Consider the following 24,737-nt stretch of genomic DNA (forward strand, 5'->3'; position numbering starts at 1 on the left):
CCGCCTTTCCCATCCCGTTGGCGCTCCGTAGCTTACAGGGATGACTCGCACCACCGAACCGACTCGAATTTCCAGCCTCCCGGGCCTCGTGGGACAGCAGGCCACCGTCAGCGGCTGGGTCACGCATACCCGCAGTTCCGGCAAGGTCGCTTTCGTCACGATGCGCGACGGCACGGGCATTCTCCAATGCGTGGTCGTGAAGCCGCAGGTGAGCGCCGAGACCTGGGAGGCCTTCCAGCAACTCACGCTGGAGTGCTCGTTCAGCGTGAGCGGTGAGGTCAAGGCCGATGCGCGTGCGCCGGGCGGTGTGGAGCTTGGCGTCACGGAGCTCCGACTCATCGGACCGAGCGCACTGGATTATCCGATCCAGCCCAAGGAGCACGGCGTCGACTTCCTGCTCGACAATCGCCACTTCTGGCTGCGCACGCCGCGCCAGGTGGCGATCATGCGCATCCGCAACGAGATCGAGCAGGCGATTCACGACTTCTTCTACGAGCGCGGTTTCCTGCGCACCGACACGCCGATCCTCACGGCGGCGATCGGCGAGCGTTCGGGACTGTTCGCCACGGAGTACTTCGACGAAGGCAACGCCTACCTCGCGCAGACGGGGCAGCTCTACGGCGAGGCGCTCGCTGCGGCCTTCGGCAAGATCTACACCTTCGGGCCTACGTTCCGCGCCGAGAAGAGCAAGACGCGCCGCCACCTCACCGAGTTCTGGATGATCGAACCCGAGGTGGCCTTCAACGACACGCATGCGAACATGGACCTGCAGGAGGACTTCGTGTCCTTCCTCGTGCAGCGCGTGCTCGAGCGGCAGATGCCGGCGCTCAAGGAACTGGAGCGCGACGTCAGCAAGCTGGAGAAGGTGAAGGCGCCGTTCCCGCGCATCGACTACACCGACGCCGTCGCGACCCTCCAGAAGAAGGGCAGCGCGGTGCAGTGGGGTGAGGACCTGGGCGCCGAGGATGAAGCGCTGCTCGTCGAGGACTACGAGACGCCGATCTTCATCTGCAACTACCCGAAGGAAGCCAAGGCCTTCTATATGAAGGAGAATCCGGCCGATCCGCGGACCGTGCTCTGCGACGACATGCTCGCGCCGGAGGGCTACGGCGAGATCATCGGCGGTTCGCAGCGCGAAGACGATTACGACAAGCTGCTCCACCGCATCAAGGAAGAGCACCTGCCGCTCGAGGCGTATTCGTGGTACCTCGACCTGCGGAAGTACGGCACGTTCGTGCACTCGGGCTTCGGGCTCGGGCTCGAGCGCACCATCGCGTGGATCTGCGGCACGCCGCACATCCGCGAGTGCATCCCGTTCCCGCGTCTGATGACGCGTCTGCACCCGTGAGCGCCTCAGAGCTCCCGCGCAATCCGGGCGGTCCGCTCGACCTCGACGTCGTGCGGGCCATCCGCGTCAACAAGAGCGCTGCCGAACGTCGGTCGGCGACGATTCCCACGCGCCGGACGGTCAAGAAGCAGTGGCAGGCCGCCTGGCTGCTCAAGGCCATCACGCTGATGGACCTCACTACGCTCTCGGGTGACGATACGGCGAGCAACGTGAGGCGGCTCTGCGCCAAGGCGCGGCGTCCGCTGCGCGATGATCTCATCGACGCTTTGGGTGTGGCCGAGCTCAACATCACGGTCGGCGCCGTCTGCGTGTACCACCAGTGGGTGGCCACGGCCGTCGAGGCGCTCGAGGGCTCGGGCATTCCCGTCGCGGCGGTGAGCACGGGCTTTCCAGCCGGCCTGTCGCCGTTCAAGCAGCGCGTGGAGGAGATCCACGAGAGCGTGAAGGCGGGTGCGAAGGAGATCGACATCGTCATCACGCGCCGTCATGTGCTTACCGGCGACTGGCAGGCGCTGTACGACGAGGTGAAGGCCTTCCGTGAGGCCTGCGGGGAGGCGCATCTCAAGGCGATCCTCGCCACAGGTGAACTCGCGACGCTGACGAACGTCGCGCGCGCGAGCTGGGTGGCCATGCAGGCGGGCGCCGACTTCATCAAGACCAGCACCGGCAAGGAAGGCACGAACGCCACGCTGCCGTTCTCGCTGGTCATGACGCGGCAGATCCGCGAGTATGAGCGTGCGACGGGCTACAAGGTCGGGTACAAGCCCGCCGGCGGCATTCGCACGGCCAAGCAGGCACTCGAGTACCTGATGTTGATGAAGGAAGAGCTGGGCGATCGCTGGCTCCAGCCCGATCTCTTCCGCTTCGGCGCGAGTTCGTTGCTCACCGATATCGAGCGCCAGCTCGAGCACCACGTCACGGGCCGTTATGCGGCGGCCCATCGCCATCCGATGCCATGACCAGCGTTGCCGAGATCTTCAAGACCATGGACTACGGCCCGGCGCCGGAGAGCGACGCCGAGGCGCGCGCGTGGCTGGCCAAGCATGGCGCCAAGTTCGGGCATTTCGTGAATGGCGCGTGGACCAAGCCGGGCGCGACGTTCGACGTCATCGACCCCAGCACGACCGACCTGCTCGCCAAGGTCACGCAGGGCAGCACGAAGGACGTAGACGCCGCCGTCGCCGCCGCACGCAAGGCGCAGCGCAGCTGGGGCAAGCTCAGCGGGCATCAGCGCGCGAAGCACCTGTACGCGCTGGCGCGCATGGTGCAGAAGCACTCACGCCTCTTTGCCGTCGTCGAGTCGATGGACAACGGCAAGAGCATCCGCGAGACCCGCGATCTCGACATCCCGCTCGTGGCGCGGCACTTCTACCATCACGCCGGCTGGGCGCAGCTCTTCGAGCAGGAGTTCGCAGGCTACGGTCCGGTGGGCGTGGTCGGGCAGATCATCCCGTGGAACTTCCCGTTGCTCATGCTGGCGTGGAAGGTCGCGCCGGCGCTGGCCGCGGGGAACACGGTCGTGCTGAAGCCGGCGGAGTTCACGCCGCTGAGCGCATTGCTGTTCGCCGAGTTGGCGCACGAGGCCGGACTGCCGCCGGGTGTGCTCAACATCATCACCGGCGACGGCAAGACCGGCGCGGCGTTGGTCGAGCACAAGGACGTCGACAAGATCGCGTTCACGGGCTCGACGGAAGTCGGCAAGATCATCCGTCGCGCCACTGCCGGCAGCGGCAAGAAGCTCTCGCTCGAGCTGGGCGGGAAGTCGCCGTTCATCGTGTACGAGGACGCCGACCTCGACGCCGTGGTCGAGGGCGTGGTCGACGCCATCTGGTTCAACCAGGGGCAGGTCTGCTGTGCGGGCTCCCGCCTGTTGGTGCAGGAAGGCATCCACGACCGCCTCATCGAGAAGATTCGCGCGCGCATGGAGAAGCTCCGTGTCGGCAAGCCGCTCGACAAGGCAGTGGATATGGGGGCAATCGTCGCGCCGGAGCAGCTCGAGCGCATCACGGCGCTGGTGAAGCAGGGCGCGGATGAAGGGGCCACCATGTGGCAGCCGAGCTGGAGCGTGCCGAAGAAGGGCTGCTTCTATCCGCCGACGCTGTTCACGAACGTCGAACCCGCGAGCACGATCGCGCAGGTGGAGATCTTCGGGCCCGTCCTGGTCGCCATGACCTTCCGCACGCCCGAGGAGTCGGTCGCGTTGGCCAACAACACACCCTACGGCCTCGCGGCCAGCGTGTGGAGCGAGAACATCAATCTCGCCTTGGACATCGCGCCGAAGCTCAAGGCGGGCGTGGTGTGGATCAATGCGACCAACCTCTTCGACGCCGCGGCGGGCTTCGGCGGGTACCGGGAATCCGGGTTCGGGCGCGAGGGCGGGCGTGAAGGGATGTACGAGTACTGCAGTAGGAAGTCGGGAGTTGGCAGTGGGAAGCGTACGGCAACTGCCGCGCGTACGCGGGCAGTTCCCTCTCAACTCACAACTCCCAACTCACAACTGCCGTCCGTCGATCGCACCCCAAAGTTGTTCATCGGCGGCAAGCAGGCTCGCCCCGACAGCGGCTATTCGCGCATCGTCGTGAACCCGAAGGGCCAGCGCATCGGCGAGGTGGGCGAGGGCAACCGCAAGGATATCCGCAACGCCGTCGAGGCCGCGCAGGCGGCGGCGAAGGGGTGGAGCAAGTCCACGGGCCACCTGCGCGCGCAGATTCTGTACTACATCGGCGAGAACCTCGCCGCCCGCGGTGACGAGTTCGCGGCGCGGCTCCGCGCGCAGACCGGTGCGACCGCGGCGCAAGCCAAGGCGGAAGTCGAGGCCTCCGTCGCGCGGCTGTTCAGCTACGCCGCCTGGGCCGACAAGTGGGACGGGGCGGTGCACAACGTGCCGATCCGCGGCGTGGCGCTGCAGATGAACGAGCCGATCGGCGTGGTTGCCGTCGCGGCGCCCAGCGAGGCACCGCTGCTCGGCTTTGTGTCGGCCGTCGCGCCGCCTGTGGCGACCGGCAATGCCGTCGTCGCCGTGCCCAGCGAGCCGCATCCGCTCTCGGCGACCGACCTCTACACGGTGCTCGAGAGCTCCGACCTGCCGGCCGGCGTCATCAACATCGTCACCGGCGCCAAGGATGTGCTGGCCAAGACCTTGGCCGAGCACGACGACGTCGAGGGCATCTGGTACTGGGGCACGCGCGAGGGCGTGAAGGCCGTCGAGCTGGCCAGCGCGCACAACATGAAGCGCACCTGGTGCCACGCCGACGCGATCGAATGGTCGAACGTGGCCGAAGGCGAAGGCCGCGAGTTCCTGCGCGAAGCGACGCAGGTGAAGAACATCTGGATTCCGTACGGGGAGTAACCGCTCTCACCACGAAGGCACGAAGGGAGCCGCGACAGTCGTTCGGCCCCGCAACCCTGGAAGCAGCAATGCTTCTTGGGATTGCGGGGCCGAAAGTGCTTCACGAGCCCCTTCGTGCCTTCGTGGTGAACGCCGTCGCGGTTAGCGCGTCGCCCCCGCGAGATCGCGCAGCGCCTGGTTCAGCAACCGCAGACGCTCCGGATCGCGCGACCGCTGCACCAACGGCTGCACCATGTTCGCCACCATCACCAGCTGCTGCCGCCGCTGCGCGCCGCTGGCGCGCTCGGCGCCGTCGATGCCGTTGCGGATCTCACCGAGGAGCTGCGCCGGCAGCGCGTTCCCGCGCGCCAGCTGGTCGACATAGCTGCGCACCACCGGGAACGCCGCCGGCCACACCAGCTTCGGCTGGCTCTGCGGATTGTACTCCTCCATCGTCACCAGCTTCGCCGCCGCGAGTTCGTTGGCGGTCAGGTGCTCGCTGGGCAGCACCTCGAGGATGTCGAGGCCACGCGCCATCTCGGCCGAGTAGATGAGGCCGTTGTACCAGTACGCGCCCCAGGAGCCCGCGATCGTGCCGCGGCCACGCGCCTGACCCTCGACCGGCGCGTCGTCCACCGGGCCGCGGTCGAAGTACGCGATCTCGACCGGCTTGTCCGGGTCCGTGAAGTCGATGATGTTCACGCCGCCCTGGTACCACCCCTGCACCATGATGTCACGGCCCGGCACGGGAATCAGGCCGCCGTTGTGCGACACGCAGTTCTCCTGCGCGCCCTGCGCCGTCGGGATCTTGAAGTACGCGTGCTGCGTAAGCTTGCGGTCCGCACCGATCACGAGCGTGGTGTTGCCACCCATCTCCAGCGGATGCATGGCCTGGCAGTTGGGCGAGGTGCCGCCGCCCCACTCGTCGGTGAACACGATCTTCTTGCCGTCGTTGCTGAACACGGCCGTGTGCCACAGCGAAAAGTTCGTGTCCGCGACGGCGTCGAGGCGCACGGGGCGCTCGGGGTTGCTGATGTCGACCAGCAGGCCGTAGCTCGCGCAGGCGCCGGCGAGCAGGTTCATCGCCGGATACGCGGTCACGTCGTGGCAGTTGCGCGGGCCGTTCATCGCCATCTGCGCCATCTCCGCGCTGTCAGCGCCGGTCACGGCACGGGCAGCACGCGCACGGCCGCCGCGGGCCGGGGCAGGGCCCAAGCCGGTGAAGATGCGCGCGCCGGTCACCACTTCAGCGTCCTGCGGACGGGCCAGCGGCACCTTGATCACGTCCAGGCGATACAGCGAGTTGGACTCGTCCGCCGGATCGGAGCCGTTGCGGCAGCCCGCGAGCTCGCTGGCCGGACGCGCGCCCTGGTTGCCCGAGACGTAGATGTACACGACGCCGCGGTCCGTCGGGTGCGGAATCACCGTGTGCGTGTGCGAGCCCTTGCAGGTCTGCACGTTCTTGATGAAGCGCGGCGCCCGGGGATTGCTCACGTCATAGATGCGCACGCCCGCCATGTGGTCCTGCGGGTTCTGCACGCCGCCCTTCGCGCAGTCGTTGCGGTTGCCCGCGCCCTCGGCGGAGACGAAGAGCAGGTTGCCGACGACGCTCGGGTCGCCCTGCGACGTGATGCACTCGACCGTGCTCAGAACCTGCGGCCGCGCCGGGTTCGACACATCATAGATGACGAAGCCCGCGAAGTTGCCTTGGTAGACCAAGTTGCCGCGGAAGGCGAGGTCGGAGTTCACGAACGTGAGGCCGCGGATGGAATCCAGCGCCGCCGGCTTCGGTGCGGTGGCAATGAGCCGCATCCCCTGGATCGCGATGCCGGCGTCATGCAGGCCCGGCTTCAGGTTGTTGCGCGGATCCGTCGCGCTGGGGTAGGTCTGCGCCGCCAGCGAAGAGCCAAGGGGCGCAGCCGCGACCGTCAGCGCGGTCAGGGACGCAAGGGCAAGCACACGCATCGAGGGATACTCCGGGGTAGGGGTCATCGCAGCTCCGCCAGCATCTGCCACATCAGTTCGATCTCGGCTTGTTGCGCGGCCTCAATCTCGTTCGCGAGCACGTTGATATCGACTTCCTGGCCGGCGCCCGGGCTCCGCAGCAGCTCGGTCACCATCTGGATCGCACCTTCGTGGTGCTTGATCATCAGCTGCAGGAACAACCGGTCGAAGTCGCGGCCTCGCGCGGCGCCGAGCTGCTCGAGCTGGGCGGCCGTGAGCATGCCAGGCATCGACATGCGGCGCCACGACTCGGTGTCCGGCGCGTGCTGGCCGTAGTCCACGAGCCAGCCCTGCATGAGGGCGATCTCGCCGGCCTGCGAGAGGTCGATCTTGTGCGCGAGCTTGAGCACGCGGTCACTGGCGCCCGCGGCCTCGGCCATGCGCGTCATGTACACGGCCTGCGCGTGATGGCCGATCATCATCTGCATGAAGCGCACGTCGGCTTCGGTGACCAGCGAGCCCTGCGGCAAACTCACCGGCGGCAGGTCATGCATCACGTGGCCGGCGTGCTCGTCGGCCTCCATATCGTGGCCCGCGTGCTCGTCCGCTTCGGCGGCGGGCGATGGCTCGGGCGCAGCCGGCACCGTCGACGGGGCGGGGCAGGCCGTGAGCGCGGCGAGAGCGAACAGGGGCAGGAGACGTCGCATGGGCATCGAGGGAATCTGTATCAGAACGCAGGGCGGCGCCGCGCCGTTGGGGCCGGGGCAGCGCCGCTCACGCGGCGGCGCGACCTCACACGTCGAGGGCACCGCGGAATCCGCGCGCCCCATAGTAGGACTGCGCGCCGTTGTGATACGTGAACACCTGGTCGTAGCGGCGGTCACAGAACAGGGCGCCGCCGAGCCGGCGAATCTCCGGCGGCGTGAGGATCCAGCTCGAGGTCTTGAGGTCGAACGCACCGAGCGTCTGCAGCGCGCGGTACTCGGTCTCCGTCAGCACGCGGATGCCGATCTTCGCGGCGACCTCCAGGGCCGAGCTCTTGGGCTTGGCTTCCTTGCGTGCGTCGAGCGCGGCGCGGTCGTAGCAGAGGCTGCGTCGGCCGCTCGGGCTCTCCGCCGCGCAGTCGGTGAAGGTGATGCGTCCGCTCTTCCTGTCCACGGCGGTCACGTCGGGCTCGCCGCCCGTGTCTTCCATGGCCTGCAGGACCTTGAGCGCACCGGCGTTTGCGTCGAGGCGCGCGCGCACCGTCTCCCACTCCACTCCACGATGCCGCTCGGGATGCGCCGCGAATCGCTGTGCGAGGGTGTCGAGCAATCCAGACCCGCCTTTCTTCGGCATGCGGACTACCTCCGCGAAGGAATCAGGTAAAATGCCTCCTGTCGCGGCCGGAAGAACCGATAGCCTTCCGGCGTGAGGTAGGCACAGTCCTCCATCATGACAAACACCTTCTTGCCGCCCCACTCGGGCACCGCCGTGGCGGTGTTGAGCTCGATCGAGATGTACGAACCGTCGCGCAGCTGCAGCGCCGCATCGTTGCGGTCCGTGCGCAGCGAGGACCGGAAATCGATGGACGCGCCGAGCGCGTGGCCTTGGGCGCCGAGGGGATGCGAGTAGATCATGGCTTCGATGCCGCGCTCGCGCATCTCGGCCATCGTCGCGTTGAACACCTCGCCCCCCGTACGGCCCGGCCGCGCATGCCGCTGCATCAGGGCGTCCTGCAGGGTGTTCGTATTGCGCAGCGCCTGCTTCAGGCCTGCCGGGGCGTCGGTTTCGCCCGGCTTCAGCACGTAGGCCATCTTCTGCCAGTCGGTGTCGAAGCCCATGTAGCTGATGCCGAAGTCGATGTGTACGAGGTCGCCGGGTTGGATGACGACGTTCTCGAGCGCCACGGCGAGGAACCCGCGCGAGGTCGCGTTCTCGCCCTCGGCGCGCTGGACACGCAAGTCGGGCTGGAACCAGGTGCGCACGCCCGCGCTCCACAGGAGGTCATACAGCGCGCGCCGTACGTCGCCCACCGTCGTCACGCCTGGGGTGATGACTTCCGGCGAGAGCGCGCGGCGCACGATCTCCTCGGTGACGCGCACGGCGCTGCGGTAGTGCTCCAGCTCCTCGGGGAGTCGCGTGTCGAGCAGTTCCGTCGTCAACGGCGCCGCACTCACGAAACGCGCGACGGCCTCAGGCCCCATCGCCTCGGCGATGAGTTGGTACGCCTCGTAGCCAAGCGTACGCGTCTGGCCGCGACCGCCGCCAATGCCCAGCGCGATGGTCTTGGGCTGATAGCGCGTCCAGAGGTTCCGGAGCGTCGCCGCCGGCGGCAGGGGCTCGTCGCTCGGCGCGTCGAAGAACCGCGCGAGGTTCTCCTCGGTGTAGCCCGTGATGGCGAAATTCTTGAGGCCCTCGTCACCGGCGTCGACGAAGACGAAGATGTCACGGTTGCCGGTGTAGGGCCGCGGCGGGGCGATCTGCGGCACCACGGGATTGTCGTGGAACTCCTCGTTGACGACGATCCACATCGCGACATCGTGGCGGCGCATCATCGGGAGCAGCAACGCGTGCCGCTTCGCGAGCCACTGCTCGCGGACGGCGAGCTGTGCGGACCACGGCAGCAGGTCGCGCGCGGACTCGACGGTGAAGCGGCGGCCTTGGGTCAGCGATGTCGACGCGGCGGTCGACGTCGGCTGCGCGGCGGACGCGAGCGGCAGCAGCGCGGTGAGCGCGAGGGCCGGGATGACGGAGCGGGAGCGGGGCAGGGGCATCTGGGCAAGCTGCGCTCCCCCAAGCGTTACCGCAACGGCGGCCCCACGCGTGTGAAGACCTCGCGGTACTCGGTTGGCGCACCGTTCTCGCGGACGATTGCGTCGCCGGCGACGCGATACGTCTGCAAGCAGAGCACATACGGATTCAGGCAGACGCCGGCCGTGACGACTTCAGCCCGCAACGTGCGGTCGTCGATGCGGTAGGTCAGCTCGATCGTGCGCGGCCCGACCGTCGGCGCATCCGGCGGCGGCGTGATCCACGACGACACGCCAGATAACACGCCGCTGCCATCGGCGCGCAGGGTGAGCGTGTCGTGGACGGCCAGCGTGTACTGCTGCGGCGTGCCCGCGACGGCAAACTGGAATCGCAGGCCACCCGGTGGAGCAAACACATACGTGCCGGCCACGTCGGAGGGGCTGAGCGGTGACTCGCACGCCGCCAACGCCAGCATGCCGAGCACGGCCAGACGGCGGAGAACACCCGCATCCGCGAAATGGGAGAGCATACGGAAGACTCCAGACACAGGAGAGACGATTCCAACCTGAGCTTCGTGTACCCTCAGCGCCAGCCCGAGGTTGCGAGGCATTGCGTCGGTGGGTGTGCTCGCTGGACACGTTCCGACGGATCGCGGCCTACTTGCGCCCGGCCCGCGCCCGATACCGTTCGAGATACGCGGTCGCCCAGCTCTCGTAGCGTCCCGCGGCCAACTCCACGCGCGCCTGCCGCATCAGCCCCACGAGATAGTGCACGTTGTGCAGCGAGAGCAGTCGCAGCCCGAGCATCTCCTCGGCGGCGAACAGGTGCCGCAGGTACGCGCGATCGTAGTGCGTGCACGTGTGGCAGTCGCAGCCCTCGACGAGCGGGCGCTTGTCGAAGCGATGCTCGGCCCGGCGAATCTGTACCGTGCCATCGGGCGTGAACGCCGTGCCGTGGCGTCCCATCCGCGTGGGCACCACGCAATCGAAGAGATCGACACCACGGCGCACGCTTTCGACCAGATCGTCGGGGAAGCCGACGCCCATCAAGTAGCGCGGTTTGTCGCGCGGCAGCTCCGGGTCGCAGACGGCGATGGTGGCATACATGTCGGGCTTGGCTTCGCCGACACTCAAGCCGCCGATGGCCACGCCATGCCAATCCCCCGTCTGCAGGATGCCGCGCACGCTGGCGCGGCGCAGTTCGGGGTGGATGCCACCCTGCACGATGGGGAAGAGTGCCTGCGGCGGCGCCACACGTTCCGTCTCGAGGTCGTCGTGCAGTGCGGGGGCGCCCGGGGGGAGGTCGATCGGCGCGAGGGCCTCGCGTCCGTCACGCTCCAGTCGGTCGAACTCGATGCGGCAGCGCTCCAACCAGCGCAGCGAGCGCTCCATCGCCTCGCGGCTGGGCCCGAACTCCGACTTGCCCTCGATGAGTTCATCGAGCTGCATGATCACGTCGGCGCCGATGTTGCGCTCGATGCGCATCACGGCCTCCGGCGTGTAATTGTGCTTGCTGCCGTCGAGATGCGATTGGAACTCGATGCCTTCCTCGCGCACCTTGCGCATCTGCGCGAGCGAGAAGACTTGGAAGCCGCCGGAGTCGGTGAGCATCGGGCCTTTCCACCGGGCGAACGCGTGGAGGCCGCCGAGGGCGCGCACGGCTTTGTCGCCCGGCCGGAGGTAGAGATGGTAGGCGTTCGAAAGCACCATCTGCGCGCCCGTCTCCTCGAGCTCGTGCACGCTGAGGCCCTTCACTGTGGCGTTCGTACCCACGGGCATGAACGCCGGCGTCTCCACCACGCCGTGCGGCGTGTTGAACCAACCGCGGCGCGCGGCGCCCTGTTCGTCGCTGGTGTGGAAGCCGAACTGCCCGAGTGCGACGTCGGGAGGCGTCGGCAGCGAATCAGCGCTCACGCCTTGGACTCTCCCGCCTTCACCTCATCCCATAGCGTGTCCAGCGCCTCGAGGCCCGCGGTGCGCACGTCGATGCCGCGCACGGCCGCGAGTTGTTCGATGGCCTCGAACCGCCGCTGGAACTTCGCGTTCGCGCGGTCGAGCGCGAGCGCCGGATGCGTCCCCGCCTTCCGGCAGAGGTTCACCACCGCGAAGAGCAGGTCGCCGAGTTCCTCTTCCAGCCGCGCGTGGCGCGCATCGCCGCTGGGCACGCCGTGCGTGTCGAACACGGCGCCGTCCGTGGCCATCTGCTGCTTCACTTCCTCGAGTTCCTCGGCAACCTTCGCGATTGGGCCCGCGACATCGGGCCAGTCAAAGCCCACGCCGGCCGCCCGCTCTTGCAAGCGATGCGCACGATGCAGGGCGGGGAGGCCTGTCGGCAGCCCCTCGGCGAGGGACTTTCGCGACTTCGCCTTCATCTGCTCCCACGGCGTCCGCTCCTTGTCCGTGCCGTACAGCCACGGGTGCCGCACGGTCATCTTCCGGACGAGCGATCCCGCCACATGCTCCGGCCCGAACGCCCCGCGCTCCTCGGCGATCACCGCGTGGAACAGCACCTGGAGCAGCACGTCGCCCAACTCGCCGCACATGGCCGCGTCGTCCCCCTCGCGGAGGGCGTCGTCGAGCTCGTGCATCTCCTCATTGAGGTAAGGGCGCAGCGAGTCGTGCGTCTGCGCGCGGTCCCAGGCATCCCGGGCCCGCAGGTCGCGCATGATCGCGAGCGCATCTTCAAGCGTGGCTTTGTCTTGCATCGCGTTTTGGGGTCCCGTAATCTTGAGGCTTCCGATGCCCACGCAATCTAGTCTGGACGCGATGCCACGCGCTTGGGTCGAGGTGGACCTCGCGGCACTTGTCCGCAATGCGAGGGCCCTCGCCGCGCACGCGCGCGCGCAGCTCATCCCCATGATCAAGGCGGACGCCTACGGCCTCGGGGCCGTGCCCGTCGTCGGGGCGCTGGAGCAGGTTGCGCCCTACGCGTACGGCGTCAGCTCGATCATCGAGGGCGAGGAACTTCGCGGTGCCGGCATCGCGCGCCCGATCATCGTCTTCACGCCGACGCTGCCGGACGACTTGGCGCGACTGCGTGCCGCCGGGCTCACGCCTACGCTGGCATCGGTGCAGGGCATCCAAGCATGGCAGGCCTTGGGCGGCGGCGACTGGCATCTCGCCGTCGAGACGGGCATGCATCGCGCCGGAATCGCGTGGCACCGCGTCGGCGAGCTGGCGGAGGCCATGCGCGGGTGTCCGCCGTCGGGCGCATTCACGCATTTCCACTCGGCCGAGGCGGATGATGGCTCCGTCGCGGTGCAGGAGGGGCGGTTCCGTGCGGCGTTGGCGGCCATGCCGACGGTGCCGCCGTTGCTGCATTGCGACAACTCCGCGGCGGTGGTCCGTCGCTCGCCCTCGCCGTGGCCCTGCGTGCGGCCGGGCGCCTTCCTGTACGGCATCGGCAGCGGGGCCACGGCAGCTCGGCACCCGGAGCCCGTCGTGCACCTGCGCGCGAAGGTCATGGAGCTGCGCGACATCGCAGCGGGCGAGGGCGTGAGCTACCACCAGACGTGGACGGCGCCGGGGCCGCGGCGCATCGCAACCGTCGCCGTGGGGTACGGTGACGGATATCGGCGGCACCTGAGCAACGTCGGGCGGGCGCTGTTCCGCGGCCGCGAGGTCCCGGTGGTCGGGATCGTCACCATGGACATGACGATGTGCGACGTCACCGGGCTCGACGTGCGGGCCGGCGACGTGCTGACGCTGCTCGGCCGGGACGGCGAGGCCGTGATCGGGGTCGAGCAACTGGCGTCATGGGGACAGGTCTTTTCGTATGAGTTGATTGCGGGGCTGCGCCAGCGGCTCCAACGGGTCTACACCGGAGCGGAGTGATGGCACGACGGGCAGTGATCCTCGTGTTGGACGGCGTGGGCATCGGGGCCGCGCACGATGTCGCGGCGTACGGCGACGAAGGCTCCGACACGCTCGGCAACCTCGCCCGCGCCGTCGGCGGGCTGCGCCTGCCGAACCTCGGCGCGGCCGGCCTCGGCAACATCGCGCCGCTCGAGGGTCTGCCGCCGAGTCCCGCGCCGCATGGCGCGTGGGGGCTGATGGAGCCGCGGTCCGCGGGAAAGGACAGCACGACCGGCCACTGGGAGATTGCCGGTGTGCATCTCGCGCAGCCGTTTCCCACGTACCCGCAGGGATTCCCGCCGGAGGTCCTCGAGGAGTTCGCGCGGCGCACCGGGCGCGGCGTCATCGGCAACGTGGTCGGCAGCGGTACGAAAGTGCTGGAGGACTTCGGCGCCGAGCACCAGGCGACGGGGAAGTGGATCGTGTACACGAGCGCGGACTCGGTGTTTCAGGTCGCGGCGCACGAGGAGACGATTCCGCTCGCGGAGCTCTATGCCGCCTGCGAGACCGCGCGCGCCATGTTGGTGGCCCCGCACAATCCGAGCCGCGTGATCGCACGTCCGTTCGTCGGAACGCCGGGCGCGTGGCAGCGCACCAAGAACCGCGCGGATTACTCCATCGCCCCGCCGGAAGACACGTTGCTCGACGCGCTGATGGCGGCGGGCATCCCGCGCACGGGCGTCGGGAAGGTCGATGACCTGTTCGCCCGCCGCGGGCTCGAGGGTGGCCACACCTCGGGGAACGCCGAGGGCATCGCGAAGATCCGCGAGTGGCTCGCGCACGGGCCCAATGGGTTGTTGTTCGCCAACCTTGTAGATTTCGACCAGGCCTACGGGCACCGGAACGACGTTCCGGGGTTCCATCAGGCACTGCGCGACTTCGATGCCGCGCTGCCTGACCTCATCGCCGCCCTCCGCGAGGACGACCTGCTCTTCATCACCGCCGACCACGGCAACGACCCGACCACGCCGTCCACGGACCACAGCCGGGAGAACGTCCCGCTGCTGGCGCTCGGGCGGCGCGTGCGCCCGCAGGCCTTGGGCGCTCGGTCGACGTTCTCCGACCTAGGCGCCACGGTGGCCGAGTGGCTGGGCGTGAGCTTCCGCGGGCGCGGGACCTCGTTCTGCACGTCGCTGGTCGGATGAGTCTCTCGGCGGCGCAGGAACACGTCCTCACGGACCGCGCGCGTGCCGCCAAGGCCCGCGCGTACGCCCCCTATTCCAAGTTCCACGTCGGTGCGGCACTGCTCTGCGCCGACGGTTCGATCATTGACGGCTGCAACGTCGAGAATGCCTCGTATCCCGCCGGGACCTGTGCGGAACGCGTGGCGCTCGGTGCGGCCGTCGTCGCCGGACACCGGGAATTCACGGCGGTCGCCATCGCGACCGACGCCCCGGAGGCGACGCCTCCCTGTGGGATCTGCCGGCAGGCGCTTGCGGAGTTTGCGCCCGGCATCGCGGTGGTGGCGATCGACGCCTCCGGCCGCGTCACGCGCTGGTCGCTCGACGGCCTGCTGCCGAATCCCTTCACGCCCGCTTCGCTCCATCCCTGATGTCGCGTACTTCCCGCTGGATCGCTTTGCTCGCCTTTCCGCTCGTCGCGGCCCTCGGCGCCTGTACCGAGGACCTGCAGACGGGTGGGACCTGCCCGGTGCTCTGCCCGGGGCAGGACATCGTCATCCGCGACACGGTCCTCGAGGGCATCATCGTCCTCGACACCAACCTCGTCGGGTTCCCCTTCCAGGGGAGCGAGGATCCGCTGGTGCTCGCGGCGTGGACTGATACGCTGGACATCCGGGTCGTCGCGCGATTCGACTCGCTGACCCGCCAGTTCCAGCAGGTGAACGGCGACGCGCCGTCGGAGATCCTCAAGCTCGACTCGGCGTACGTGACGCTGCGGCTCTCGGCCACCGAGATCGCGACGCCACCGCAGTGGTTCATCGACGTCTACGACGTGTTCGAGCCCACGGTCGTGGATACGCTGCCGCTGCAGTCGATTCCGCTGTTCACGCCGTCGCGCTTGGTCGGGACCTACCAAGGTGACACGGCGTTCACCGACACGCTGCGCATCCGGATCCCGATCGACACCACATACCTGCGCCAGGTGCTGGCCACGCCCGATCGGCGCGTGCGCCTGGGCTTCCAGGTGCGGGCCGCGCAGCGCGTGCAGTTGCGCGTGGCGCCGACCGACCTCGGCAGCGGCCCGACGCTCGCCTACGTGGCCGCGGCGGTGGACACCGTCCCCGAGCCTGATACCATCGTCCGCACGCGGTTCAGCAATCCCGGCAACTCGCTCACCCCGGCCGTGCCGCCCGCGCTGGCCGCCGACCTCACCGACTACCACATCGTGGTGCAGGCCCCGAGCAAGCTTGCGCCCAACACCATGACGGTAGGTGGTCTCCCGGGCTCGCGCGTCTACCTCCGCTTCGCCCTCCCCGCGTGGGTGACGGACTCCGTCGGCGTGCTGCGTGCGCAGTTGCAGCTCGTACAGGATCCGGTTTCTGGCGTGGCCGCGGACGATTCGGTCCGCCTCGACGGACACCTGGTCGTCGCGAACAGCGGCGTCCTCTCGCTGCACCGTGCGGCGACGCTGCTGAGCCCCGCGGGCGTGTTTCTCGCCAGCAAGTGGATCACGCCCTCGCGCTCGGACACCGTGCGGCTCAACGTGAACAACCTGCTCCGCCAGTGGAATACGGCGAACCCGGCGCGCGCAGAGCCCACCGCGCTCATCCTGCGCTCGAACCTCGAGGGCGGCACGGCGGCGGCGTTGCGCTTCCACTCGACCGCCGCGACGGATCCAGGGCTGCGGCCGAAGCTCCTGCTCACCTACACGCCGGGTTCCGTCCTGGGGCAACCGTGATGACGCGTCTCGTGCAGATCCTCGCGCTCAGCGCGCTCGTGGGTGCGGCCAGCCGCGCCGGCGCCCAGGGCAGCATCGGGGCGCAGGGCTTGGGCTATCCCGTCGGCGGGCTCTCGGGCGCGGCGGCCGCGCTCGGCGGGGCCAATGCGGAGCTCGACCCGAACTCGTCGGTGAATCCGGCGGCCATCACGCGCGCGAACCGGTTCTCGATCATGCTGCGCTTCGAGCCCGAGATGCGCGAGACGACCGTCGGGTCGCAGCGCGCCTACGCCAATCTCGTGCGCTTTCCGGGCTTCCAGGCGACCGGCGGGTACGGGCGCTGGGTGGGCGCGATCGGCATCTCGCCGATGCTCGACCGCACCTGGCGGAACCAGATCTCCGACACGCTGGTGGTGAGTGGCGTCCCGACGGAATCGCAGTTGCAGGTGAGCAGCGATGGCGCGATGAACGACGCGCGGGTCGCCCTCGGGTACGTGATCTCGCCGCGGGTGCAGGTGGGGGCTGCGGTCCATGCGGTGGTCGGCGAGAACCGCACGTTCTTCCAGCGCGTGTTTCCCGACACGTCGGGCGTGCAGGGGATCTCGCAGACGAACTCGTTCGGGTTCGCCGGGAGCGCGTACTCGGTCGGCGTGGTCGCGGAAGTGTTGACGGACCTCGTGCTCTCGGCGTCTACGAAGTTCGGCGGCGACCTCACGATGGAGCTTGAGGGCAGCGAGCTCACCACCGCGAAAGTGCCGTCGCGCACGGGCGTCGGCCTCGCCTATTTCGGGATCCGCGGCATCACGGCGCATGTGCGCGCCGACCAAGTGCGCTGGACGGACCTCGAAGGCTTGAGCGGCAGCGCTTCGGCGGTGTTCGATGGCACCGAACTCGCGGCAGGCCTCGAGGCGCTTGGACCGACGCTCTTCGGCGCCAACATGCTGCTGCGCGCCGGCCTGCGGGACCGCACGCTGCCGTTCGGCGTGAACGGGGAGCAGGTGCGCGAGAACGGATTTGCCTTCGGCCTCGGACTGCCGCTGGCGCGCGGGCGCACGCAGATCGACCTCGGCGCGCAGCGCCTGCGGCGCAGCTCGCCGGGCGCGCAGGAGAACAGCTGGTTCCTCTCGCTCGGGTTCGGCATCCGGCCCTGAGGCATGGAGACCGCGGCCTGCGTCCTGGTGGCCGATGACGTCGAGGCCAACATCGAGCTGTTGACGGACCAGCTCGCGCCGCTGGGGCTGCGCATCGTCCGCGCCATGGACGCCCCGTCGGCGCTCGCGCAGGCCATGGAGATCCGGCCGGACCTCTGCATCCTCGACGCCTCGATGCCCGCAGGCGGACTCGGTGTGCCCGACCGCGAGGCGGGCTTCGAGGTGTGCCGGCGGCTCAAGCGCGACCCGCGCACCGCCCGCATCCCGGTGATCTTCGTGTCGGCGCTCAACGACGCCAGCGACCGCCTCAAGGCCATCGAGAGCGGCGGCGACGACTTCCTCATCAAGCCGCACAACCGCCACGTGCTCGGTGCGCGCGTCCGCTCGCTGCTCAAGCTCAAGGGCGCCACGGACGCGCTCGAGGAATCGCTGCGTCGCCTGCGCGAGGTGCAGAAGGCCCGCGACGACCTCACGCGCATGGTCGTCCACGATCTCAAGACGCCGCTCACCTCCATGCTCGCCACGCTCGAGATGCTGCGCGACGGCGACTTCGGCGCGGTGCCCGAGGGGCCGGCGCGCGCACTCAGCGACGTCGAGGGCAAGGCCGAGGACCTGCTCGGCCTGATTCACAACCTGCTCGACGTGACGCGCGCCGCAGAGAAGCCGCTGGCGCTGGCGATGGAGCCCATCGCGCCCTTGGCGTTCCTCTCCGAACTCGAGTACGACTGGGCGCTGCGCTTCCGCCAGGAGCAGACCACGGCGCGCGTCGAGGTGGCTGACGACGCGCCGGTCTTCCAGGCGGACAAGGCCATTCTCAAGCGCGTGTTCTCGAACCTCATCCAGAACGCCATCACGCATTCGCCGATGCCGGTGACCCTCGACCTCGCCGCGCGCCGCGACGGTACCGGCATCGTGTTCACCGTTGCCGATGACGGTCCCGGCATCCCCGAGGAGTACCAGGAGACGATTTTCGCGGCGTTCACGCAGCTCAGCGTGCCCAACGCGCCCCGCGTGTTTTCGAGCGGACTCGGGCTCGCCTTCTGCCGCGTGGCGGTGGAGGACCACGGCGGCCGCATCGCCGTCGCGAGCGTCGAGGGGCAGGGCAGCACGTTCTCCATCTGGCTGCCGGTAGAGCCGCCCACGGTCGGCAAGGCCTGACGGGCGTCCTCGTCCGTGTAGATTTCCGCCATGCATAAGTCCGCCCCGACCGTCTATATCGAGACCTACGGCTGCCAGATGAACGTCAGCGATTCCGAGCTGATGTACGGGCGGCTCGAGGCCGAAGGCTACGTGTCGGTGGATTCGCCGATCGGCGCGGACGTCGTACTCGTCAATACCTGCGCGATCCGCGACAACGCCGAGCAGCGCGTGCTGGGGCGCCTCGGCGAGTTGCGGCGCGACCTCAAGGCCGGTGCGGTCCTCGGCGTGACGGGTTGCATGGCCCAGCGCCTCGGGCCCCGCCTGCTGGAGACCGATACCCGCGTGCAGCTCGTGGTCGGGCCGGATGGCTACCGCTCGCTGCCGTCGCTCATCGATGGCGCGCGCCACGGCGAACGCTTCAGCGCCACGGACTTCGATCTCGAAGAGCATTACGAGGACTTCACCGCCCGCCGCTTCGATGGCGTGAAGGCGTGGATTCCCGTGCAGCGTGGCTGCGATTATCGCTGCACCTATTGCATCGTGCCGACGACCCGCGGCCCCGAGCGCTCGCGCAAGCTCGCCGATGTGGTACGCGAGACCGCCGAGGTGGCGCAGCGCGGCATCACCGAGGTGGTGTTGCTGGGCCAGACGGTGAACTCGTACCACGACGGCTCGCACGACTTCGCCGACTTGCTGCGCGCGGTGGGCCGCGTGGACGGCATCCGTCGCGTGCGCTACACCAGCCCGCATCCGAACGACTTCTCGGACCGCGTGATCGCCGCGATGGCCGAGACGCCGACGGTCTGCGAGCACGTGCACCTGCCGATGCAGTCGGGCTCGACGTCGATGCTGAAGCGCATGCTGCGCCGCTACTCGCGCGAGGAGTACCTCGACTGCGTCGCGCGCCTGCGCGCGGCGATGCCGGGCCTCGGCCTGACCACCGACATCATCGTCGGATTCCCCGGCGAAACCGACGAAGAATTCGCTGACACGCTCTCGCTCTGCCGCGAGGTGCGCTTCGACGACGCCTTCACGTTCAAGTTCTCGCCGCGCGAAGGTACGCCGGCGACGCGCATGCCGGCGGAGTGGACGATTCCCGAGGCGGTGGTGGACGCGCGCTACACGGAGCTGCTCAACACCATCCGCAGTATCTCGCGCGAGAAGAACCTGGGCCGGCTCGGCGAGCGCATGGAGGTCATGGTCGAGAAGGAGGCCCGCAAGGGCGGCGAGCTGATGCAGGCCCGCTCGCGGGACTTCAAGACCGTGCTCGTCCCCGGTGGGCCGGAGCTCATCGGGCGCTACCTGACGGTGGAGCTCACGGGGACCACCGGCGCCACATTCACCGGGACGCCGGTGCAGGAGCGCGCGCCGCTGCCGATGGCGAGCTGAACGATTCGGTAACGCGCCGCGCGATCGCGGTGCGGCCATGAGGCATCGCGGCAGCATGCTGCCCCGATGCCTCTCGTGCTTCAGGCGGCGTTGGCGTGGGCGGCGGGCACCGCCCTCGGGTTGAGCCGTGTGCAGGCCGGCGTGGTGTTCGGCGCGGCACTGCTCCTCGGCGTCTGGCTCGTCTGGCGCGTCATCGCGCTGCCCGGCGATCGCATGGAGCGTCTCGAAGGGACTGCCGGGCTCGCACTGCTCTTCGCGGTCGCGCTCGGCGTCGGAGCCGATCTCGCGCGCCGGGATGCGCACTGCGAGGCGACGGCTCGCACCGCGCGGTCGTGGCGCGTGCAGCTGCGGCGCGAGGCGGTGCCCGGCGGCTTCGCCACCGGCCTCATTGCTGACGCCGGCTGCCACGTGCGGGTCGCGATTGCGGTGCGCGTGGGCAACGCGGTGGCCGGCAGCGTGGTGCGCGTGACCCGCGCCGAGGCCAGTGTCGGCGAGCGCGGCCTCCTCCTGCGCGACGCGGTGCTCGAGCCGGCGAGTCCGCCCAGCGCGCTGCATCGCTGGCGCAACCGCGTCTCGGCCGCGATTGACCGCCGCTTCGGTGCGGATGCTGGGTTAGCGAAGGCCCTGCTGATTGCCGACACCGACGGGCTCACGCCGGACCTGCGCGATCGCTACGCCGACGCGGGCTTGGTGCACATCCTCTCGATCTCCGGGCTGCACGTCGGGATCATTGGCGCGGCGCTGTTGTTGTTCGTCGAAGCCGCACGACTTCCGGCGACGGCAGGGCGCATCGGCGCGGTGCTGGTCGTGGGCATCTACGTGCTCGCCATCGGCGCGCCCGCGGCGGCCGTGCGCAGCGCGGCGCTGTTCACCGCGGTGACCGCCACCCGGCTGCTGCAGCGACCCACCTCTCCCTGGGCGACGTACGCAATCGCGGCGCTGGTACCGCTCGCGCAGCCGCGCACGGCGCTCGACCTCGGCTGGCAGTTGAGCGTCAGTGGCTACGCCGGACTCATCGCCGCAGGGCGACTCGCGCGGCGATCGCGCTGGACGGGCTGGCGCGGCGCCCTGCTGCGCGAGCTCATGGCCGGAGCGCTCACTACCGCAGCCACGGCGCCCCTGGTGGCCTGGCACTTCGGGCGGCTCAGCCTGGTCGCGATCGTCTCGAATCTCGGCGCCGGCCCGGTGGTCGCCGTGCTGCAGCCGACGTTGTTCCTCGCCATGCTTGCCCCGGGCGACGCGCTCGGGCGTTTCGTCGCCGACGCCGCCCGACCGATGCTGCGTGCGCTGGATGCCGTCGCCGCACTCGCGGCCGCCGTGCCGGGCGGCGCGGTGGACGTCGCCCCGACGCTCGCGATGGTCACGGTCGCGTCATGCACCGCCGCACTCGTGATCGTCGCGGCCGTCGCACGGCACTGGGGACCGTGGGCGATCGCGGCCGGCGCGGGCATCGCCGTGATGGCCTGGGCGCCGGATGTGCCGACGCGGAGTACGGGGCGTCTCGAAGTGCATGTGCTCGACGTGGGGCAGGGCGATGCGATCGCACTGCGCACGCCGGCTGGGCGCTGGGTGCTGGTGGACGCGGGCCGCAGCTGGAGCTCCGGCGACGCCGGACGCACCACGATCATTCCCTACCTGCGTCGCCGCGGCGGCGTCCTCGCGCTGTTCGTGCTCACGCATCCGCATGCAGACCATGTGGGCGGCGCCGCCAGCGTCATCGAGGCCCTGAGGCCCGCACTTGTCCGCGACGCGGCCTTCGTCGCGGCAAGTCCCGCCTACGCCGCCATGCTCGCCAGCGCGCGACGGCGCGGCGGGCAATGGTCGCGTGTCGTGCCAGGGGAGCGAGTGTCGTTGGATGGCGTCGCGCTCACGTTCCTCGCGCCGGATTCCGCATGGACCGCCGGCCTCGACGACCCCAACGAAGCCAGCACGATCCTGCGTGTCGAGTATGGCGCCCGCAGCCTGCTCCTCACCGGCGACGCGGAGGCGGGGCTGGAGCAATGGCTGCTTGGGCACGCAATCGAGCAACTCGACGTCGACCTGCTGAAGGTCGCCCATCATGGCTCGAGCACCAGCTCCACGCCGGCCTTCCTGGATGCGGTGTCTCCTCGACTCGGCCTCGTCTCCGTCGGCCGCGACAACAGCTACGGCCATCCCAGCCCCGACGTCATGCGCCGGCTCCTCGACGCCGGTGCGACCGTGCTGCGCACCGACCAGCTGGGCACGCTCGTCCTCCGCACCGACGGACAGGTCTGGGAGGCCGAGGTGGCAGGGCAGCGCTGGCCACTCCGCGACGAGCCCGCGCCATTGCCCTAGCTGCACGGAAGCGAGAGCTTTCGCGAATGGTCAAACACACCGATACCAGCGTCGTCACCATCGATCGCTACATCATCGAGCAGGAGCGCAACTACCCGGACGCCACGGGTGAGCTCTCTGGCATCCTCTACGACCTCGCGTTGGCCTCCAAGATGATCGCCAACAAGGTGCGCTTGGCCGGTCTCGTGGACATCCTCGGCGCCGAGGGCACCGAGAACGTGCAGGGCGAGGTGCAGCAGAAGCTGGACGTCATCGCCGACAACATCATCATCAAGGCGCTCGACCACGGTGGTCGCCTTTGCGCCATGGCGTCGGAGGAGCAGGAACAGCTCATCCCCATCCCGACGCAGTTCAAGCGCGGCAAGTACCTGCTGCTCTTCGATCCGCTCGACGGCTCGTCGAACATCGATGTCAACGTACCGGTGGGCACGATCTTCTCGGTGCTCAAGAAGGTCACGCCCGGCGAAGACGGCACGATGGCCGACGCGTTGCAGCCGGGCGTGAAGCAGGTGGCGGCCGGCTATGTGATCTACGGCTCGAGCACGATGCTCGTGTACAGCACGGGCCACGGCGTGCACGGCTTCACGCTCGATCCCTCGATCGGCGAGTTCCTGCTGTCGCACCCGGACATGAAGATTCCCGAGCATGGGCGCTACCTATCGGTGAATGACGCCTACGAACAGATCTGGCCCGAGAACGTGCGCGCGTTGATGCGGCGCTATCGCGGCCTGGATGGCCAGCGCAAGGCAATGAACGTGCGCTACGTCGGCTCGCTGGTGGCGGACTTCCATCGCAACCTGCTCGGCGGCGGCCTGTTCGCGTATCCGGCGAACCAGAAGAGCCCCGAGGGCAAGCTGCGGCTGCTGTACGAGTGCAATCCACTCGCCTTCATCTGCGAGCAGGCGGGCGGCGCGGCCATCGACGGCACGCAGCGCATCCTCGACGTGCAGCCCACGTCGCTGCACCAGCGCACGCCGTACTACGTCGGCTCCAAGGCCGACGTGGCGATCGCCGCCGAGATGTTGGCGAAGGGGTGAGCGACGTGAGCGAGGCGAAGAAGGGCGGCGCGAAGGCCGCTCCGGCTGAGGCGTTCTCGCCGAGCGGGATTCCCATCGCACCGGTGTACCGTCCGGCGGACGCGGATGCCCGCTACGCCGAGCAGCTCGGTGAACCGGGGCAGTTCCCGTTCACGCGTGGCGTGCAGCCGACGATGTATCGCGGCCGGCTCTGGACGATGCGCCAGTACGCCGGCTTCGGCACGGCGCAGGAGACGAACGCGCGGTTCAAGCTGCTGCTGGAGGCGGGGCAGACCGGCATCTCGACGGCCTTCGACCTGCCGACGCAGATGGGGCTCGACTCCGATTCGCCGCGCGCCCTCGGCGAGGTCGGTCGGGTCGGTGTCGCCATCGACAGCGTCGAGGACATGCACGCGCTGCTTGCCGACCTGCCCCTCGACAAGGTCTCGACCTCGATGACGATCAACGCGACGGCCAGCGTGCTGCTCGCGATGTACGTGGTCGTCGCGGAGGAGCGGGGCATCCCGCGCGGGAAACTCAGCGGCACCATCCAGAACGACATCCTCAAGGAGTACATCGCGCGCGGCACCTACGTGTTCCCGCCGGAGCCGTCGTTGGCCTTGATCGCCGAGACCTTCCGGTTCTGCGCCACGGAGGTGCCGAGCTGGAATCCCATCTCGATCTCGGGCTATCACATCCGCGAAGCGGGGGCGACGGCGGTGCAGGAGCTGGCGTTCACCTTTGCGAACGCGTTGGCCTACGTGCAGCGCGCCGTGGACGCCGGGCTCAGGGTGGACGACTTCGCGCCGCGGCTCAGCTTCTTCTTCGCCTGCCACAACGACCTCTTCGAGGAAGTCGCCAAGTTCCGCGCTGCACGCCGCATCTGGGCGCGGCTCATGCGCGAGCGCTTCGGCGCGAACGATGCCTCATGCAAGCTGCGCTTCCACACGCAGACGGGTGGGGTGACGCTCATGGCGCAGCAGCCGCTGAACAACGTGGTGCGAGTCGCGGTGCAGACGCTGGCCGCCACGCTCGGCGGCACGCAGTCGCTGCACACCAACGGATACGATGAAGCGCTGGCGCTGCCCACGGCCGAGGCCGCCACGCTGGCGCTGCGCACGCAGCAGATCGTCGCGTACGAGAGCGGCGTGGCGCAGACGGTGGATCCGCTGGCCGGCAGCTATTACGTCGAGTCGCTGACGGACGAGGTGGAACGCCGCGCGGTCGAGTTGCTCGGCAAGGTCGAGGCGCTGGGTGGCAGCTCGGCCGCCATCGACGCGCGATTCTTCCAGGAGGAGATCGGCCGCTCGGCCTACGAGTTCCAGCTCGCGGTTGAGAACGGCAGCACGGTGCTCGTCGGCGTAAACAAGTTCGCCGATGGCGAGGAGCCGCCGATCATCCCGGCGCCGAACTACGCCGAGTTGGAGAAGGGCCAGCGCGAGCGGCTCGCGGCAGTGAGGGCCGGGCGCGATGCGGCGGCGGTCGCGAAGGCGCTCGACGCCATTCGCGCGGCGGCGCCTGCGTACGCGCAGGCGGCCGCCAGTCGCGGGCCGCTGATGCCGCTGATCATCGATGCCGTGAAGGCCCGTGCGACCGTGGGCGAGATTTCCAACTTGCTGCGCGACGTGTGGGGCGAGTACCGGCCGTCGTAAGCCGTTGACCGCGCAGGTGCGCGCCCCG

Annotated in this window: 20 protein-coding genes; 13 read left to right on the forward strand and 7 right to left on the reverse strand. The window is 69.1% G+C overall.

Annotated elements, in window-relative coordinates; all coding sequences use genetic code 11:
• Window positions 1-40 precede the first annotated feature (40 nt).
• The 3 genes from asnS to Strain318_RS06485 are packed head-to-tail and all read left to right on the forward strand — an operon-like array spanning window position 41 to window position 4,697.
• Window positions 41-1,348 carry an asparagine--tRNA ligase gene (gene asnS / locus Strain318_RS06475; RefSeq protein ID WP_367887694.1) on the forward strand — a complete coding sequence of 436 codons (1,308 nt, stop codon included), beginning with the start codon at window positions 41-43 and terminating at the stop codon, window positions 1,346-1,348.
• On the forward strand, window positions 1,345-2,307 hold the full coding sequence (gene deoC / locus Strain318_RS06480; RefSeq protein ID WP_367887695.1) for a deoxyribose-phosphate aldolase: 963 nt from the start codon (window positions 1,345-1,347) through the stop codon (window positions 2,305-2,307). The genes asnS and deoC overlap by 4 nt, the downstream gene beginning before the upstream one ends.
• Entirely contained in the window at window positions 2,304-4,697 is a 2,394-nt protein-coding gene (locus Strain318_RS06485) for an aldehyde dehydrogenase family protein (RefSeq protein ID WP_367887696.1), read from the forward strand. The genes deoC and Strain318_RS06485 overlap by 4 nt, the downstream gene beginning before the upstream one ends.
• A gap of 141 nt (window positions 4,698-4,838) precedes the next feature.
• Here the strand turns inward: Strain318_RS06485 and Strain318_RS06490 are convergent, their stop codons facing one another.
• The 7 genes from Strain318_RS06490 to mazG form a co-directional block, all read right to left on the reverse strand.
• Window positions 4,839-6,668, reverse strand: a complete 1,830-nt coding sequence (locus Strain318_RS06490) for an LVIVD repeat-containing protein (RefSeq protein WP_367887697.1) — start codon at window positions 6,666-6,668, stop codon at window positions 4,839-4,841.
• Entirely contained in the window at window positions 6,665-7,327 is a 663-nt protein-coding gene (locus tag Strain318_RS06495; RefSeq protein ID WP_367887698.1) for a DUF305 domain-containing protein, read from the reverse strand. Before Strain318_RS06495 ends, Strain318_RS06490 begins: the two co-directional genes overlap by 4 nt.
• An 85-nt stretch (window positions 7,328-7,412) precedes the next feature.
• A complete protein-coding gene (locus Strain318_RS06500) occupies window positions 7,413-7,958 on the reverse strand; it encodes a DUF4256 domain-containing protein (RefSeq protein WP_367887699.1) in 546 nt (181 codons plus the stop codon).
• A gap of 5 nt (window positions 7,959-7,963) precedes the next feature.
• On the reverse strand, window positions 7,964-9,376 hold the full coding sequence (locus tag Strain318_RS06505; protein ID WP_367887700.1) for a M24 family metallopeptidase: 1,413 nt from the start codon (window positions 9,374-9,376) through the stop codon (window positions 7,964-7,966).
• A gap of 26 nt (window positions 9,377-9,402) precedes the next feature.
• Window positions 9,403-9,882 carry a hypothetical protein gene (locus Strain318_RS06510; RefSeq protein ID WP_367887701.1) on the reverse strand — a complete coding sequence of 160 codons (480 nt, stop codon included), beginning with the start codon at window positions 9,880-9,882 and terminating at the stop codon, window positions 9,403-9,405.
• Window positions 9,883-10,009: 127 nt separating this feature from the next.
• Window positions 10,010-11,266, reverse strand: coding sequence for a tRNA guanosine(34) transglycosylase Tgt (locus tag Strain318_RS06515; RefSeq protein WP_367887702.1), 1,257 nt, complete (start codon window positions 11,264-11,266; stop codon window positions 10,010-10,012).
• Window positions 11,263-12,057, reverse strand: a complete 795-nt coding sequence (gene mazG / locus Strain318_RS06520; protein WP_367887703.1) for a nucleoside triphosphate pyrophosphohydrolase — start codon at window positions 12,055-12,057, stop codon at window positions 11,263-11,265. The genes Strain318_RS06515 and mazG overlap by 4 nt, the downstream gene beginning before the upstream one ends.
• Before the next feature lie 61 nt (window positions 12,058-12,118).
• On the opposite strand from mazG, the gene alr reads away from it, so the two are divergent.
• From alr to Strain318_RS06570, 10 genes are all read left to right on the forward strand, one after another.
• Entirely contained in the window at window positions 12,119-13,186 is a 1,068-nt protein-coding gene (gene alr, locus Strain318_RS06525) for an alanine racemase (RefSeq protein WP_367887984.1), read from the forward strand.
• The gene (locus tag Strain318_RS06530; protein WP_367887705.1) at window positions 13,186-14,352 is read left to right on the forward strand and encodes a phosphopentomutase; all 1,167 of its coding nucleotides are present in this window, start codon (window positions 13,186-13,188) and stop codon (window positions 14,350-14,352) included. Before alr ends, Strain318_RS06530 begins: the two co-directional genes overlap by 1 nt.
• Window positions 14,349-14,759: a cytidine deaminase gene (cdd, locus tag Strain318_RS06535; protein ID WP_367887706.1), complete on the forward strand. Its 411-nt coding sequence runs from the start codon at window positions 14,349-14,351 to the stop codon at window positions 14,757-14,759. The genes Strain318_RS06530 and cdd overlap by 4 nt, the downstream gene beginning before the upstream one ends.
• Window positions 14,759-16,066 carry a hypothetical protein gene (locus tag Strain318_RS06540; protein ID WP_367887707.1) on the forward strand — a complete coding sequence of 436 codons (1,308 nt, stop codon included), beginning with the start codon at window positions 14,759-14,761 and terminating at the stop codon, window positions 16,064-16,066. The genes cdd and Strain318_RS06540 overlap by 1 nt, the downstream gene beginning before the upstream one ends.
• Window positions 16,063-17,196 carry a hypothetical protein gene (locus tag Strain318_RS06545; protein ID WP_367887708.1) on the forward strand — a complete coding sequence of 378 codons (1,134 nt, stop codon included), beginning with the start codon at window positions 16,063-16,065 and terminating at the stop codon, window positions 17,194-17,196. Before Strain318_RS06540 ends, Strain318_RS06545 begins: the two co-directional genes overlap by 4 nt.
• 3 nt (window positions 17,197-17,199) lie before the next feature.
• Complete coding sequence (locus Strain318_RS06550; RefSeq protein WP_367887709.1) at window positions 17,200-18,354, forward strand: ATP-binding response regulator; 1,155 nt, start codon at window positions 17,200-17,202, stop codon at window positions 18,352-18,354.
• A 30-nt stretch (window positions 18,355-18,384) separates the two neighbouring features.
• The gene (gene miaB / locus Strain318_RS06555; RefSeq protein WP_367887710.1) at window positions 18,385-19,725 is read left to right on the forward strand and encodes a tRNA (N6-isopentenyl adenosine(37)-C2)-methylthiotransferase MiaB; all 1,341 of its coding nucleotides are present in this window, start codon (window positions 18,385-18,387) and stop codon (window positions 19,723-19,725) included.
• A gap of 66 nt (window positions 19,726-19,791) precedes the next feature.
• The gene (locus Strain318_RS06560) at window positions 19,792-22,041 is read left to right on the forward strand and encodes a DNA internalization-related competence protein ComEC/Rec2 (RefSeq protein WP_367887711.1); all 2,250 of its coding nucleotides are present in this window, start codon (window positions 19,792-19,794) and stop codon (window positions 22,039-22,041) included.
• A gap of 26 nt (window positions 22,042-22,067) precedes the next feature.
• A complete protein-coding gene (fbp, locus tag Strain318_RS06565) occupies window positions 22,068-23,078 on the forward strand; it encodes a class 1 fructose-bisphosphatase (protein WP_367887712.1) in 1,011 nt (336 codons plus the stop codon).
• Window positions 23,079-23,083: 5 nt separating this feature from the next.
• Window positions 23,084-24,709, forward strand: a complete 1,626-nt coding sequence (locus Strain318_RS06570; RefSeq protein WP_437436324.1) for an acyl-CoA mutase large subunit family protein — start codon at window positions 23,084-23,086, stop codon at window positions 24,707-24,709.
• The last annotated feature ends 28 nt before the right edge of the window (window positions 24,710-24,737 follow it).

Origin of the sequence: Pseudogemmatithrix spongiicola, assembly GCF_030623445.1 — a bacterium.
Classification (GTDB): domain Bacteria; phylum Gemmatimonadota; class Gemmatimonadetes; order Gemmatimonadales; family Gemmatimonadaceae; genus Pseudogemmatithrix; species Pseudogemmatithrix spongiicola.